This is a genomic window from Enterobacter sp. SA187 (genome assembly GCF_001888805.2).
GTDB lineage: Bacteria > Pseudomonadota > Gammaproteobacteria > Enterobacterales > Enterobacteriaceae > Enterobacter_D.
On record NZ_CP019113.1, the window covers coordinates 1,753,789 to 1,766,855 of the forward strand.

At 56.3% G+C, this 13,067-nt stretch carries 13 protein-coding genes; 7 read left to right on the forward strand and 6 right to left on the reverse strand.

The window, feature by feature from the left end; all coding sequences use genetic code 11:
* Positions 1–5: 5 nt before the first annotated feature.
* On the reverse strand, positions 6–581 hold the full coding sequence (locus BMF08_RS08370; RefSeq protein ID WP_099458808.1) for a TetR/AcrR family transcriptional regulator: 576 nt from the start codon (positions 579–581) through the stop codon (positions 6–8).
* A 120-nt stretch (positions 582–701) separates the two neighbouring features.
* Between BMF08_RS08370 and BMF08_RS08375 the strand changes: the two genes are divergently transcribed.
* Positions 702–1,298 carry an NAD(P)H-dependent oxidoreductase gene (locus tag BMF08_RS08375; RefSeq protein WP_072570399.1) on the forward strand — a complete coding sequence of 199 codons (597 nt, stop codon included), beginning with the start codon at positions 702–704 and terminating at the stop codon, positions 1,296–1,298.
* Positions 1,299–1,332: 34 nt separating this feature from the next.
* Here BMF08_RS08375 and BMF08_RS08380 read toward each other — a convergent pair whose 3' ends face one another.
* Both BMF08_RS08380 and BMF08_RS08385 read right to left on the reverse strand, forming a co-directional pair.
* The gene (locus BMF08_RS08380) at positions 1,333–3,042 is read right to left on the reverse strand and encodes a pectate lyase (RefSeq protein WP_072570400.1); all 1,710 of its coding nucleotides are present in this window, start codon (positions 3,040–3,042) and stop codon (positions 1,333–1,335) included.
* Positions 3,043–3,097: 55 nt separating this feature from the next.
* On the reverse strand, positions 3,098–3,799 hold the full coding sequence (locus BMF08_RS08385) for an oligogalacturonate-specific porin KdgM family protein (protein WP_072570401.1): 702 nt from the start codon (positions 3,797–3,799) through the stop codon (positions 3,098–3,100).
* Between the two features lie 495 nt (positions 3,800–4,294).
* On the opposite strand from BMF08_RS08385, the gene BMF08_RS08390 reads away from it, so the two are divergent.
* Both BMF08_RS08390 and BMF08_RS08395 read left to right on the forward strand, forming a co-directional pair.
* The gene (locus BMF08_RS08390) at positions 4,295–4,852 is read left to right on the forward strand and encodes a helix-turn-helix transcriptional regulator (RefSeq protein ID WP_072570402.1); all 558 of its coding nucleotides are present in this window, start codon (positions 4,295–4,297) and stop codon (positions 4,850–4,852) included.
* A 72-nt stretch (positions 4,853–4,924) separates the two neighbouring features.
* Positions 4,925–6,046 (forward strand): ribosomal protein uL16 3-hydroxylase, encoded by a 1,122-nt coding sequence (locus BMF08_RS08395; protein ID WP_072570403.1) that lies wholly within the window; start codon positions 4,925–4,927, stop codon positions 6,044–6,046.
* A 99-nt stretch (positions 6,047–6,145) separates the two neighbouring features.
* Here BMF08_RS08395 and BMF08_RS08400 read toward each other — a convergent pair whose 3' ends face one another.
* Positions 6,146–7,561 carry an aminotransferase-like domain-containing protein gene (locus BMF08_RS08400; protein WP_072570404.1) on the reverse strand — a complete coding sequence of 472 codons (1,416 nt, stop codon included), beginning with the start codon at positions 7,559–7,561 and terminating at the stop codon, positions 6,146–6,148.
* Between the two features lie 175 nt (positions 7,562–7,736).
* On the opposite strand from BMF08_RS08400, the gene BMF08_RS08405 reads away from it, so the two are divergent.
* The 3 genes from BMF08_RS08405 (at position 7,737) to BMF08_RS08415 (ending at position 10,211) form a co-directional block, all read left to right on the forward strand.
* Positions 7,737–7,901: a DUF1127 domain-containing protein gene (locus BMF08_RS08405; protein ID WP_072570405.1), complete on the forward strand. Its 165-nt coding sequence runs from the start codon at positions 7,737–7,739 to the stop codon at positions 7,899–7,901.
* 170 nt (positions 7,902–8,071) lie between these two features.
* Complete coding sequence (locus BMF08_RS08410) at positions 8,072–9,139, forward strand: HlyD family secretion protein (protein ID WP_072570815.1); 1,068 nt, start codon at positions 8,072–8,074, stop codon at positions 9,137–9,139.
* Positions 9,129–10,211 carry a DUF2955 domain-containing protein gene (locus tag BMF08_RS08415; RefSeq protein ID WP_072570406.1) on the forward strand — a complete coding sequence of 361 codons (1,083 nt, stop codon included), beginning with the start codon at positions 9,129–9,131 and terminating at the stop codon, positions 10,209–10,211. Before BMF08_RS08410 ends, BMF08_RS08415 begins: the two co-directional genes overlap by 11 nt.
* A 9-nt stretch (positions 10,212–10,220) precedes the next feature.
* Here BMF08_RS08415 and BMF08_RS08420 read toward each other — a convergent pair whose 3' ends face one another.
* Entirely contained in the window at positions 10,221–11,507 is a 1,287-nt protein-coding gene (locus BMF08_RS08420; protein WP_072570407.1) for a DUF445 domain-containing protein, read from the reverse strand.
* A 129-nt stretch (positions 11,508–11,636) separates the two neighbouring features.
* Between BMF08_RS08420 and BMF08_RS08425 the strand changes: the two genes are divergently transcribed.
* Entirely contained in the window at positions 11,637–12,419 is a 783-nt protein-coding gene (locus BMF08_RS08425; protein ID WP_234007219.1) for a hypothetical protein, read from the forward strand.
* A 1-nt stretch (position 12,420) separates the two neighbouring features.
* On the opposite strand, the gene BMF08_RS08430 is transcribed toward BMF08_RS08425, so the two are convergent.
* Positions 12,421–12,942: a VOC family protein gene (locus BMF08_RS08430; RefSeq protein WP_072570408.1), complete on the reverse strand. Its 522-nt coding sequence runs from the start codon at positions 12,940–12,942 to the stop codon at positions 12,421–12,423.
* Between the last annotated feature and the right edge of the window lie 125 nt (positions 12,943–13,067).

Genomic DNA, 13,067 nt, shown 5'->3' on the forward strand with positions numbered 1-13,067 from the left:
CGTCTTTACCCCCGCCCCACAACCCCCATAATCACCTCCATCAACTCCTCAACCGCCGCCTCCGCATCCAGTTCCCCGGTCTTCGCTGCATAGCTCAGCCCCTCGGCAGCACCAAAAATCGCCCATAAACCGGCATCAGGCAGCGCCTTATCAGGAGAGAAGGGCAGCAGAAGGTCGCGGCACAGGTGCACGAAATCCCGCGCGTATTCCAGCTTAAACACCTCCATTTCGGGCGATGCGCTCAGCGCGGCCAGCACCTCAGGGATCTCAATGCCCTGGGTCAGCACGCAGTTGATGTACGCCAGGGCGATGGCGCTGGCTTTGTCGTGCAACGTCGGGCCGCTGCGGGAAATCGACTGGGTAAAGATCTGCGCCTGGCGCGCTTCAAAGTCCCGGTACAGCGCAATAAACAGCCCGGTGCGGGAGCCGAAATGGTTGTACACCAGTGGCTTGGTCACGCCGGCAAACTCCGCCAGCCTGCCGGGCGTCAGGGATTCGGTGCCCTCCTGACCAATAAGTTTCCAGGCCGCCTCCAGTAATTGCTCAAAACGGTCTTCTTTGCTCATGCGCTTTTGCGTCATCGTCGGGCCTCCTGTTGACAACGGCATCATCCATCGCTAAGTTACCATTAGTAAGTTACTAAAGGTAACTTCAGATTCAAGAGTAAAAGAGTTCCCCGGCAGAAGCAATGAGGAAAACCTATGCAAACTCTGATCGTCACCTCTCACCCGTCTCTCACCTCGCTCACCCGCAGCGTGGCGAACCATATTGCCGACGGCATCACCAGCGCCGACAGGGCGCATTGCGTGGAGATTGCCGACTTACATCAGGAGAACTTCGCGCCAGCGTATCAGGAGGTGGATTATCAGGCGTTCAGCGGCCAGCGTGCGGTGCCTGACGACGTGCGCCGGGAGCAGCAGCGCATCGACGCCGCCGACAATCTGGTGCTGGTGTTCCCGATTTACTGGTGGTCAATGCCCGGCATGATGAAGGGCTGGATCGATCGCGTGTTTACAAATGGCTGGGCCTACGAAGAGTCGCCCGACGGCAAGCTGCTGAAAAAACTCGGTCGGCTGAACGTCTGGCTGGTGGGGCTGGGGGCGGCGACGGAGGACGTCTATCAGCGGCACAACTACTTTGAGGCGATGAAAACGCAGCTGGAGCACGGTATTTTTGGTTACTGCGGCGCGCAGTTCTGGGCGGCGGAGTGGATGCTGCCCTCGCAGTTGCCGCGTCCGGAGGATTATCTGACCGCCGCCCGCGAACTGGGGCAGCGTATCGGTAGCGGCGCGCGTTAAACGGCAACCCCCGTCGCGGGACGGGGGCGTTGGGTTATTTTTTGCCGTTCGGTTTTAACTGTTCGCCCGGTTTGAGTTTGAACAGCTCATCGTCGCGGGTGGAGTAGCGCACCGTGCCGTCCGCCAGCAGATATGCGCCCTCGGTGAAGCCAGCGCCGTTAAGGAAAGGAGCCACCGCGTCGGGCTGATTACGGAAGGCGGCTTCCAGCGCCAGTAGCGCATAAGGCGCGATATGGTCGATGCTGGCGAACTCTGCCTGCGGGTCGTCGACGAAGAAGCCGTTCAGACGACGGGTATTCAGGATGTTGGTCGCCACGCGGTCCGCCAGCGTCAGATAGTCTTTATTGCCGGTGGACTGCCACAGATCGATAAGCGCGAAAATGGCGTACGGCTCGTTGTTATCGGTGTTCAGGTTCAGATTAGTGTCCGTGCCGCCTGGCGCGCCGATGTCCCCCAGCCCCTGGCCCTGCGCAATGCCGCGCGCCACTATCCACATCGCCGGATCCGGCTCCAGCGTCCAGGCCCTGGCATAGGTGAGCAGAAACTCGTTGCCCGCCGGGTAGGGCTTCAGGATGCTGCCTTTTTTGCCGTAGTAACCGTCACGTTTTAACTCATAGCCCGACAGATCCGTGCCATTCGCCAGCATCGGACGGAAGGTGTTGGTCTGTGCGTCATAGGCATGAGTGGCGAAGGCTTTCAGGCCGTCGAGCGTCCATTTTTTGATGTCGTCGCCATCCTTACCGAGGGATTTTGCCAGCGCCAGCTGCATCAGCGCGTTCTCGGAGTAAAGCGTGCTGGTGCGGCCTTTCAGCATCATGTTGCCTTCCAGCGCGTCGGCACCCAGCTCAGGCCCGAACTGGCGCCGGGCGCGGTCGCCGTATTTCGAGTTAGTGTCCGTGTCGTCGGTGGTTTCCGCGCGTTTGAGCGGCTGCGTGAACTGATAAACGCCCAGGCCGGTCTTTTTATCGCGCGGTAACACATACTGTTCCGCCAGACGCTTCGCCCAGCGCAGCGCCCCTTCATCATGATCGTACTGATAGAGCAGCGAGGCGGAGTAGATCAGATCGTTTCCGGCATTCAGGAAGCTCAGCCCTTTGGTGGCGAAAAACGGCGGCTGTTGCTCAAAATCGTTCTCCCAGAGCTTGCCCATCGCTTTGCCGTATTCCCCGTGGCGGCTGGTTTCCAGCGTTTTCCAGTCGTTAACATGCGCATTCCAGAACGCTTTGATAAAGCGCGTGGTGGCGGGTTTATCCACGGCAAACATCAGATCGTAATAGGGGTAAGCGTTTTTCAGCTCATGAACCATCTCTTTTTCGCTCGGGCCTTCCGGCTGGAGCGTTTTCAGATCCACAAAACGGTGGCCGCCCCATAACAGCAGGCCGCTGGCATCCTGATAATGGTCGAAGTAGTAGCGCACATTGTCTTCGGCACGCTGTTTATATTTTGCGTCGCCGGTGAGATTGCTCAGGCCGACCAGCACGCGCATCAGGTTCTGCTGGGCAGAGAAGTTCGACAGCACGGCTTTTTTGCCGTCCGGGAAGATCCACTCCATCTGTTTGCCGGTGCGCGGATCGACGCCGTTTGCCAGCAGCGGCACGTTGTGCCCGTAATTATCCCCCGCCTTATCAAAGACGGTGTCCGCGAACGTTTTAACGCTGTTCAGGCGTTCGCTCTCCTGCGCCATGGCGTGAGCAGAGAACAGACTCAGACAACTTATCGCCAGTGCTAATCCTGAAATTTTCATTATTTGCCTCTCAGTCAAATAAGGGTTTTATTTTTATGCTGCTGCCCGGATGTCATCAGAAAGAATATTTCACGCCGACGCGGTAACGGGTTTGTCTTTCATCGGTAAACTTGCTGCCGGAAACATTACCAATCGCCATATAAGGGGACCAGTTCTTATCCCATTTGTAGGTCAGCTTAAAATCGTGCGTCCAGTCGTGGCTATCGTTATCTGCCAGCACCACGCCTGCGGAATTCGCTTTTTTATAATCCAGCTCATAATCCAGCTGATAGTCTTTCAGGAATTTCCATGACAGTACGCTGGTCAGGTTGTAGCCGTTCTCTGAGGTGTCTTTCTGCGAGCCGATATTGCCGGAGTTACGCTTGAAGTAAGGCCGGTAGCGCAATGACGCGCTGACGTCATCGGTGAGATTGGCTTTGCCACGCAGATACGGGCGGTAATTGTTGGATGACGAGCCGGTATCCAGTGAAAAGCCCGGTTCTATCTGAAAGGTTTTATTAATTTTATGAACGTAGCTCGCCACTACCTCGGTGCCATTACTGACGGTTTCGTCAAAGGCTTTGTCTTTATCCTGGGAACCTTTCCATTTCCCTTCCAGCGATAAGCCAAAACCATTGGCAAAACGGTGTGATACCGCCAGACGATCTTTATGATTATTCCCGCCGCTGTCGTTCATTTCGTGACGATAATCAAAGGTCACTGCCTGAGCCGCAATACTCACGAAAGGTACAGTTAATAATAACAATGAGCGCAACATAGGATCCCCTATTTTTAGTAGTCCACAGGTATAAGATGTTCTCTGCCAGTCAGCAGTTTGAGGTTATTTTGATTTTGTGGAATAGACTTTTGCACAAAATGAAATGGCGTTTTGAGACTGCGATCAGAGTATTAAAAATGCGCCTAAATTAATTAACATGGCATTTGTAAAGATATTCCTGGTGATTTATATTCAATAATATCAATGTGATAACTTGCTGGTCGTCTATTTTTACGAGCCGAATGAACGTGGTTTACAGTAGAGGTCATGTTTGACAATAAATTTATTCCTGGATAATAAGTTATTTCGCATTTGAAAATAGCGTGTCATGGCTGGAGGCATAATATTACTGGTATAGAGACAGCAAAATGTCATCCCACGCTAACTTAAACAAAGCTTAAACAAGCAGGAACATCACGCCGATGGCCTGCACAAAATTCAAAAAAAGTCTTCCATGCAGAAGGCCAATAACAATATTACCTCTGGAGCCCGAATATGACCGTCTACGGAAAAGATCGTTTCTACATTTACGGAATAGAGAAAATCCTTAATCAACTGTACCAGGAGCGGGGCGGGGGGAACCGTGCCAGTCCGTCGTGCATCTATGTCACCTCCGGCATGGATATTGTGGAGATCTACGCCCTGTATTTTTCCCACCCGCCCGTTCACCACGCTATTTTCATTACTGACGAGCGCCATTTCGACGCGATAAACCGTCTGTTTCCCGGACTGATAAAACTGAGTCTGGCGGAAAACCTCGGCGTGGAGGAGCTACGCCAGGCGCTGACCATCATGCTCCTGCTGGCGGAGCAAAATCAGCGCGCGGGCTACCGTGCCGCGCCCTTTAAATTTACTGCCGCCGAGCAGCAGATCATGCGCTTGTTACTGCGCGGGCATTCGCTGGAGGAGATCGCCCAAATCCGCGGCGTCAGCCCGACCACCGTCAGCGTGCAGCGCAATGGCCTGATGAAACGCACCGGCACCAAAAGCCTGCTTGAGCTGTGTTCGCTGTACAGCGCCATGCGCATCGGGCAGCGCCACGCCAACCCTTGACCCATGACAAGGCGGCCAGGCCTGCGCCCTCTTTATAATCAGGGCCGTTTATCTTCTCGCAGGCAGGATCGTATGGCGTACCAACTGAATCTTAACTGGCCGGAATTTCTTGAAAAATACTGGCAGAAACAACCCGTTGTACTGAAAAACGCGTTGCCGAATTTTGTCGATCCCATCACCCCGGATGAACTGGCGGGCCTGGCGATGGAGCCGGAGGTGGACAGCCGCCTCGTCAGCCACAAGAATGGTCAGTGGCAGGCCAGCAACGGGCCGTTTGAGGATTTCGACGGGCTGGGCGAAACCGGCTGGTCGTTGCTGGCGCAGGCGGTGAATCACTGGCATGCGCCTTCTGCTGAACTGGTGCGCCCGTTCCGCGTGCTGCCGGACTGGCGGCTGGACGATCTGATGATCTCCTTCTCCGTGCCGGGCGGCGGCGTGGGGCCGCATATCGATCAGTACGATGTGTTTATCATTCAGGGGATGGGCAGCCGCCGCTGGCGCGTGGGCGACAAGCTGCCGATGCGTCAGTTCTGTCCGCATCCGGCGCTGCTGCATGTTGATCCTTTTGAACCGATCATTGATGAAGATCTGGCGCCGGGGGACATCCTCTACATTCCGCCGGGCTTCCCGCACGATGGCTTCACCCATGAAACGGCGCTCAACTATTCCGTGGGCTTCCGCGGGCCGAACGGCCGCGATCTGATCAGCAGCTTCGCCGATTATGCGCTGGAAAACGATCTGGGCGGCGAGCATTACAGCGATCCGGATCTGACCTGCCGCGAGCATCCGGGCCGGGTGGAAGAGTACGAGCTGGCGCGTCTGCGCGGGATGATGATCGACATGATCAACCAGCCGGAAGATTTCCGGAACTGGTTTGGTCGCTTTGCCACCACGCCGCGCCACGAGCTGGACATCGCGCCTGCCGAGCCGCCCTATGCGGAAGACGAGATCCTCGACGCCTTACAGGGCGGCGAAGTGCTTTCTCGCCTGAGTGGGCTGCGGGTGCTGAATATCGGCGGGCGGTTCTTCGTCAACAGCGAGCCGCTGGACACCGTGGATCCCGTCGCCACCGATGCGCTCTGCCGCTTCACGCTGGTGGGGCAAAACGAGCTGGGCGATGCGCTGAACAATCCGGCGTTCGTCGCCGAACTGACCGCGCTGGTTAATCAGGGCTACTGGTACTTCGACGAATAATCCCGCCATGCCCGGCGGCGCAGGCTTGCCGGGCCTACAGCAATGCCTTCCCCTGTAGGTCGGGTAAGCGCAGCGCCACCCGACAAAAGGTTTCACGCCTCACGCCTCCAGCGCAATCTGCACCGCTTCGCCGAGCTGCTTAAGCGCCTGGCGGTGACGCTCGTCGGTGGGCAGGGCGCAGTTGATGCGCAGGCAGTTGCGGTATTTGCCGGAGGCGGAAAACAGCGAGCCGGGGGCGATCTGGATCTTCAGCCGGCTCAGCTGTTTTGCCACGCATACCATGTCGACCGTCTCGGGGAGTTCGATCCACAGCATAAAGCCGCCTTTCGGGCGCGTGACGCAGATTTCACAGGGAAAATACTGGCGCACCCAGCAGGTAAAGGTGTCCATATTATGTTGATAGGACTGCCGCATACGGCGAAGGTGACGATGATAATGCCCGTCGCGGATAAAAGCCGTCATCGCCATCTGTGTGGTGGGCACATTGGTGCCGCTGGCGGCGTATTTCATATGCAATACGCGATCGTGATAGCGTCCCGGTGCGATCCAGCCAATGCGCAGGCCGGGGGCGATAGTTTTGGTAAAGGAACTGCATAGCAGTACGCGCCCATCAATATCAAAAGACTTCAGCGTGCGCGGACGCGGGTAATCAAAAGCCAGTTCGCCGTAGACATCATCTTCAAAAATCACAATATCGTGCCGCTGCGCCAGGGTGAGCATCGCCCGTTTGCGCGCGTCGGGCATGACAAAGCCCAGCGGATTATTGCAGTTGGGCACCAGAATGACGCCTTTGATCGGCCACTGTTCAAACGCCAGCTCCAGCGCTTCCACGCTGATGCCGGTATCAGGATCGGTCGGGATTTCAATGGCTTTGATACCCAGCCCGCGCAGCATCTGCATGGTGCCGTGAAATGACGGCGACTCCACCGCCACAATGTCTCCCGGTTTACACACCGCCAGCAGCGCAATGGCCATGGCGCTGTGACAGCCGCTGGTGATGATGATTTCGTCGGCGCTCAGCACCGCGCCGTTGTCGAGCATCAGCCGGGCGATCTGCTCGCGCAGTTCACGCCGCCCCGCCAGGTCATCGTAGCTGAACGCATCGTGCTTATGGTGCTGCACCACGCGGCTCATCTCACGCCACAGCGGTTTCAGGGTGGCCTGGGCTATGTCCGGCGCGCCGCCGCCAAAGGAGGTGATGGCGGGATCGCTTCGCGCGTCCAGCAGCGTCAGCACTTCGTCCCACTGGGTGATCTCGACCGGACGCTGTACCGGGCGGGACATCGCCGGTACCGGCGGCTGTACTTTGCGGGGAGCCACAAAATAGCCCGAGCGCGGCTGCGGCACGATCAATTGAAGATTTTCCAGCACCCGATAGGCTTCCTGTACGGTGCTGATGCTGACGCCGTGCTCCTGGCTCAGAGCGCGCACGGAAGGCAGTTTTTCGCCGCTGCGGTATAACCCCTGCTCAATGCGTTCGGCCAGCAGATTGGCCAGATGTTGGTAACGCGTCATGCTGTATCCTTTATCAGACCCGTACAGATCGCAAGACCAGTACAGAGCAGCGGCAAAAATGCCATTCAACTGCTGTTTTAGCGGATCTGTATGGTTAAGAAAAGCATTTTGTGCATCTGTATTGCTGGCCGGTATTTCCCCATGATAAGGCTCTGTTCCGGCGAGGAGAGCAATCATGGAATTCTTTGAAAACCGACCCAAACGGCCTTTTATCGGCTTTGTTCTGATCTGGCGGGCGTTTAAGCAGTGGCGTCTTCGGGCAAGGACGCAGCGCATACTCAGCCAGATGAGCGAAGCCCAGCTGCGTGATGTGGGACTTAAACGCGACGATGTATGCTGATGACATAGCCCGGCGGCGAGCGCTGACCGGGCCTTTTTTTAACGTCTTTATGTGATCACGATCACTTTTTCGCATTCCATGCTCTCTTGTTGCCGCTTTCTTGATCCTTCCCCTGATAACCATTAGCTTAGCCGGCTGCCCGTCTGCACAGTAACCACGAAGATATAATGATGATGACGCCTGAACAAAAATTTGCCCGCTGGGTAAGGGTGAGTATTGCCTCTTTCCTGCTGATGTTTGTCTATTTTATTGTCGCGGATATCTGGATCCCGCTGACGCCGGATGCCACCGTGATGCGGGTGGTGACGCCAGTATCTTCGCGCGTGGCGGGCTATGTCGCGCAGGTGCACGTGCATAACAACAGCCCGGTAAAGAAGGGCGATCTGCTGTTTGAGCTGGATCCCACGCCATTCATCAACAAAGTGGAAGCCGCGCAAATTGCCCTGCAACAGGCGCGTCTCACCAATCAACAGCTGGACGCGAAAATTGCCGCAGCCCAGGCGAGCCTGAAAACCGCCACGCTGACCGCGCAAAACGATAAAGTTACTTATAACCGTTATCAGCGTTTAAGCGCCATGCAGAATGTGTCGCAACAGGATCTGGATAAAGTGCGTACCGCCTGGCAGAGCAGCGAACAGTCAGTGAATGCGCTGCGGGCGAACATCAGCGAGCTGATGATTGAGCGCGGCGAAAAGGACGACAGCCGCAACGTGACGCTGCAAAAATACCGCAACGCGCTGACCCAGGCAGAGCTGGATCTGGCGTGGACCAAAGTGCGCGCCGAAGCGGACGGCATGGTGAGTAACCTGCAATTAAGCCCCGGCTGGAACGCCGCTGCCGGATCCGCAGCGCTGGCGCTGGTCAGCGAGCAGACGGATATCATCGCCGATTTCCGGGAAAAGAGCCTGCGCCATACGCATCCCGGATCTGACGCGGCGGTGGTGTTTGACGCGCTGCCGGGCCAGGTGTTTCATGCGCACGTTACCAGCCGCGACGCGGGGGTACTGGCGGGGCAGGAAGCGGTGAATGGCGAGCTGTCTGCGCCGGAGTCCTCTAACCGCTGGGTGCGCGATGCCCAGCGTATGCGCATTCACGTCGCGCTGGATGAGCCGCTGGATCAGCGGCTGCCGACCGGCGCGCGCGCCACCGTGCAGCTGTATAACAGCGAAGGTCCGTTCGCCCGCTTCTTCTCCGGGCTGCAAATCCATTTAGTCAGCCTGTTGCATTATGTCTATTAACAACACGCTGACCCGCGTTTTCACGCCGCACGACAAGATCGTCTTTACTGCCAACGATCTGCGTCAGACGATGCGTATTGCGGTGGCGGGGGTGATCGCGCTCAGCATCTCAAGCTTTTACAACACCCAGTACGGCGTCTTTTTCGTGGTTTATCCGCTGATGCTGATGGCGCTGGTGCCGATGTTTAACCGGCACGTGGCCAAGCAGTTTATTTTGAGTGCGGCGATCAACTGCATCGAAATGGTACTGATCATCGGCTATCTGTCGCAGTGGCCGGTGATCATGACGCTGGTGGTGTTTGGCCTGTACGTGATCCGTTTTCGCTTTATGAGCCAGGGGCCGCTGTTCCTGTTCGGCTCCATGGGCGTGGTTTGCCAGAGCGTAATGCTCAATTTTATGAGCTACCCCACCAACGACTGGCATGTGCTGCTGTTCTCCAACATGGAGGCCAGCGTGATGGCGGTATGCCTGAGCGCGGTGCTGCACTACCTGATCCCGGATGTCGAACCGCGCACGCGCCCGCCGCTGATCGAGAAAAACGCCGCCCGCGTGCGGCACGAATCGCTGTTGTCCGGCACGGTGGCGACGATGATTTTTATCGTCTTCCAGGTCTGTAATCTGAGCGATTCGCTGTCGGCGCTGATGGCGGGGATTTTGTCACTCTTCCCGATGCATTATCGCGGCGCGGTGTTAAGTTCGCTGTGGCGTATCGTCGGCGTGGTGCTGGGCTGTATGTATGTGATGGTGGTGCAGCTGGTGCTCTACGATCACAGCAGCCATATGTTATTGATGATGCCGCTGATTGGCCTCGGCATGGCCTTCGGCGCGCGCCTGCACACCATGGAAAAAGTCGGAGCGGGCGTGGGCTTTGCCAGCGTCACCACCCTCGGCATTATGTTCGGACAGAACATGCATCCGAATCAGGATCTGGTGTTCAGCGACGTGTACCGCATTGCGTCGGTAACCGTCTCACTGCTGGTTACTCTGACCATGGTTTTTCTGGTGCACCTGATCCTCAATCGCTTTGAGGCGACCCGCTACGTAATTGATCCGCCGCAGGCCGGAGTGTGACAAGGCGCGTTACAGGCTGAAAGAGAAGCGTGAAAACAGCGCCGGAAGCTGTGACAGCAGGAATAAAATCAGCCCGATAGTGCCGCCGACCAGCGTGCCGTTGACGCGGATAAACTGCAAGTCCTTGCCGATGTTCAGTTCGATCTGCTGCGACATATCTTTCGCGTCCCAGCTTTTTACCGTGTCGCTGATATGCCCGGTGAGGAAGCGGGCGAACTCCGGCGCAACGCTGCGCGCGGCCTGCTCCAGGTGCTGATTGAGCGACGCGCGCAGGGCGCTGTCGGCGACAAGGGTTTCGCCAAACCACAGCCCGGCTTCGGTGATGCGCTGTTTAACGCGGGAGTCGTCACTTTGCATATCCGCTTTCAGCCAGCCGCGCAGATCGCCCCACAGTTCCCCCAGATAGCGGTTAAAGGCCTCATCCTCTTTCAGATAGGTTTTGGTGCTTTCGGCTTTTGCCGCCATTTCCGGATCCGTTTTCAGCCGCTCGATCAGCCGTACCGTGGCACGATCAAAGGCAAGGCGGATCTGGTGCGCCTGATCGGCGCTGATGTCTGCCAGCAGGGAATTCACCGCGCTGGTGACCAGTTCGGCGCTGTGCTCGCCGAGCCATTCCGTCGGTAGCAGCCGCGCTTTGTTCGGATGTTCGGTTTTGAGCCAGCGCACGATCTGCGCGGCGATAAAGGTACGGGTGCTCTCGCGGCCTAACAGCGTGACCAGCTGCGCAATAAGCGCGTCCAGCAGCGCCTGATGACGATTGTTTTTGGTCAGGCTTTCCAGTACCAGCGCGGAGGTGCCGCTGAGATCCACCTTATCGATGGCCTTATGTACTGCGCGTTTGAGCAACTGCTGAATGCGCGAGTCATCAGTCAAATCGAGAAAGCCGCTCATCACCTGCAAAAGGTTCTGCCCAATGCGCGCGGCATTTTCCGGTTTACTGAACCAGTTACCGATGATCAGGGCCGGTTCGTGACGCCGGATCAGATCAATAAGCGACTGGGTATCGAGAAATTTTTCCTGCACGAAAACCCCGAGATTTTCGCCGATGCGGTCTTTATTGCGCGGGATGATCGCCGTATGGCGGGAAATGAACGGTAGCGGGACGCGGCGAAACAGCGCCACCACCGCGAACCAGTCCGCCAGCGCGCCAACCATCGCCGCTTCGGCAACCGCCTTTACGCCGCTGACCCAGATCGAGGGCGGCAGAAACAGGGTCGTCACAAAAGTCGCCGCTGCAATCAGCAGTAGCGACAGCGCCAGACGCTTGGCGCGTTTAAGTTCAGCGAGTTTATCCATGGTTTAAGAATAGATCTCCTGACCGTATCCAACAGATTAAATTCTCTCACATTTCTGTCGAAATAAAATCGTGCTGAAAAAACGCGGCATTACAGGTATCGTCTTTTTATGAAACGGAGAGTTTAAAAGATGAAAAAAAGAGTCCTGCTAATCGCCAGCGTCATCCTGTTGTGCTGGGTGATGATTTTTCCGATGTCGCTACTGTTTTCACGCTACAGCATCGGCGAGCCGACCATCAGTTTTTATAATATTTTTAATGTGCTGGTCAGTGCGCTGGCTTTTGCCGGGCTGGTCACCACACTGGTATTGCAGATTGAACAAACACGCCGCAGCAATATCGATAGCATCGAACGAAGCGTATTTGAACTGTTCAATACCTTTACCTCGGACAGTTTTCAGGCCGTCAAAAACGACGCGTTTTTATGCCTGTTAATTGCCGTAAGACATAAGCCTTACGGCATGTTTTTAACGAGCCGACTATTCCCGGTCGGGCGTTTGCCTTTTCCTGAAAAAGCACGGCAGATTTACACGCAATTCCGGCCAGAGCTGGCTACAGCGTCTGATAAAGAACTGGCGGATGTGGATCGTGCTGCCCGCCTTCACCTCGATAACATACTTAACTTTTTTTCAATGCTGGCGCAGCGTCAGGCCGCGCACTCGGTGATCAAACAGGTTAACTTCGCCTATGACTGGTGGCGGCCTACGTTATGGATCATTGCCCAGTTACAGTATGAAATCTGGACGGGATCCGAAACCGTGCGTCAGTCCTGCCGGACGCCGTTACTCCGGGAAACCCTGAAAACACTTGATGATATTTACGGATATGAGCCGCTGGTGCCGGGACCAGCAGTTTATGCTTATCTGCGAAGCCATCCGTGGCTGCGTGAAGAGAAGCTCGATAGCGCCTACTGACTCAGGGCTGCCAGCGGCGAAGCGCAGTGTGCTGTTCATAGGGCATCGGCGAGGGGCGGGTGATCATTTCGATAATGCCGCCCCAGGGCGTACGGCCATAGCAAAAGGCGTTGCCGTCGCCGCGCTCGGGGGGAAAGCTCAGCGCTTTCGGCCCGGTGAACATTGCGCCCCCCGCCTGTTCAAAGCTTTTAATGGCCGCCTCGATGTCATCCACATACACGGCAAAATGTTGCAGACCATAGTCATTCGCCCTGGGCGGCTCCCGTTGATCGTCGCCGTGCATTTCAAACAGCTCAATGCCGGGACCGTGATGCAGTTTCAGCATGCGCACCGCTTTCACCTGCGTGCCGGGCGTTAAACGCAGCGTTTTCTGCTGCGCCTCCTGATCGACCTCATCCCCTGGCGCGACGGAGGTGTATATCACTTCTGCCCCCAGCGCGGCGCAGAAAAAGGCTGTCGCCTGTTCTATATCCGGGACGGTGATCCCGATGTGATCCATTCCCCGAACCGCTGATTGCGACATGATGCCTCCTCTGTTTTCTGCCTTTTTTCAAAGTAATAAAGGTAGAAGGTAAGCCACGTAAAACGCCATACAGAAATGAAAAATCATAGGTTTATACGAAACTTTACGCTTAATCGCAGTCGTTA

What these genes read in the sequence shown, in the direction of transcription:
- BMF08_RS08370 (WP_099458808.1), bottom strand. Translation starts at nt 581, where the DNA reads ATGACGCAAAAGCGCATGAGCAAAGAAGACCGTTTTGAGCAATTACTG.
- BMF08_RS08375 (WP_072570399.1), top strand. Translation starts at nt 702, where the DNA reads ATGCAAACTCTGATCGTCACCTCTCACCCGTCTCTCACCTCGCTCACC.
- BMF08_RS08380 (WP_072570400.1), bottom strand. Translation starts at nt 3,042, where the DNA reads ATGAAAATTTCAGGATTAGCACTGGCGATAAGTTGTCTGAGTCTGTTC.
- BMF08_RS08385 (WP_072570401.1), bottom strand. Translation starts at nt 3,799, where the DNA reads ATGTTGCGCTCATTGTTATTATTAACTGTACCTTTCGTGAGTATTGCG.
- BMF08_RS08390 (WP_072570402.1), top strand. Translation starts at nt 4,295, where the DNA reads ATGACCGTCTACGGAAAAGATCGTTTCTACATTTACGGAATAGAGAAA.
- BMF08_RS08395 (WP_072570403.1), top strand. Translation starts at nt 4,925, where the DNA reads ATGGCGTACCAACTGAATCTTAACTGGCCGGAATTTCTTGAAAAATAC.
- BMF08_RS08400 (WP_072570404.1), bottom strand. Translation starts at nt 7,561, where the DNA reads ATGACGCGTTACCAACATCTGGCCAATCTGCTGGCCGAACGCATTGAG.
- BMF08_RS08405 (WP_072570405.1), top strand. Translation starts at nt 7,737, where the DNA reads ATGGAATTCTTTGAAAACCGACCCAAACGGCCTTTTATCGGCTTTGTT.
- BMF08_RS08410 (WP_072570815.1), top strand. Translation starts at nt 8,072, where the DNA reads ATGATGACGCCTGAACAAAAATTTGCCCGCTGGGTAAGGGTGAGTATT.
- BMF08_RS08415 (WP_072570406.1), top strand. Translation starts at nt 9,129, where the DNA reads ATGTCTATTAACAACACGCTGACCCGCGTTTTCACGCCGCACGACAAG.
- BMF08_RS08420 (WP_072570407.1), bottom strand. Translation starts at nt 11,507, where the DNA reads ATGGATAAACTCGCTGAACTTAAACGCGCCAAGCGTCTGGCGCTGTCG.
- BMF08_RS08425 (WP_234007219.1), top strand. Translation starts at nt 11,637, where the DNA reads ATGAAAAAAAGAGTCCTGCTAATCGCCAGCGTCATCCTGTTGTGCTGG.
- BMF08_RS08430 (WP_072570408.1), bottom strand. Translation starts at nt 12,942, where the DNA reads ATGTCGCAATCAGCGGTTCGGGGAATGGATCACATCGGGATCACCGTC.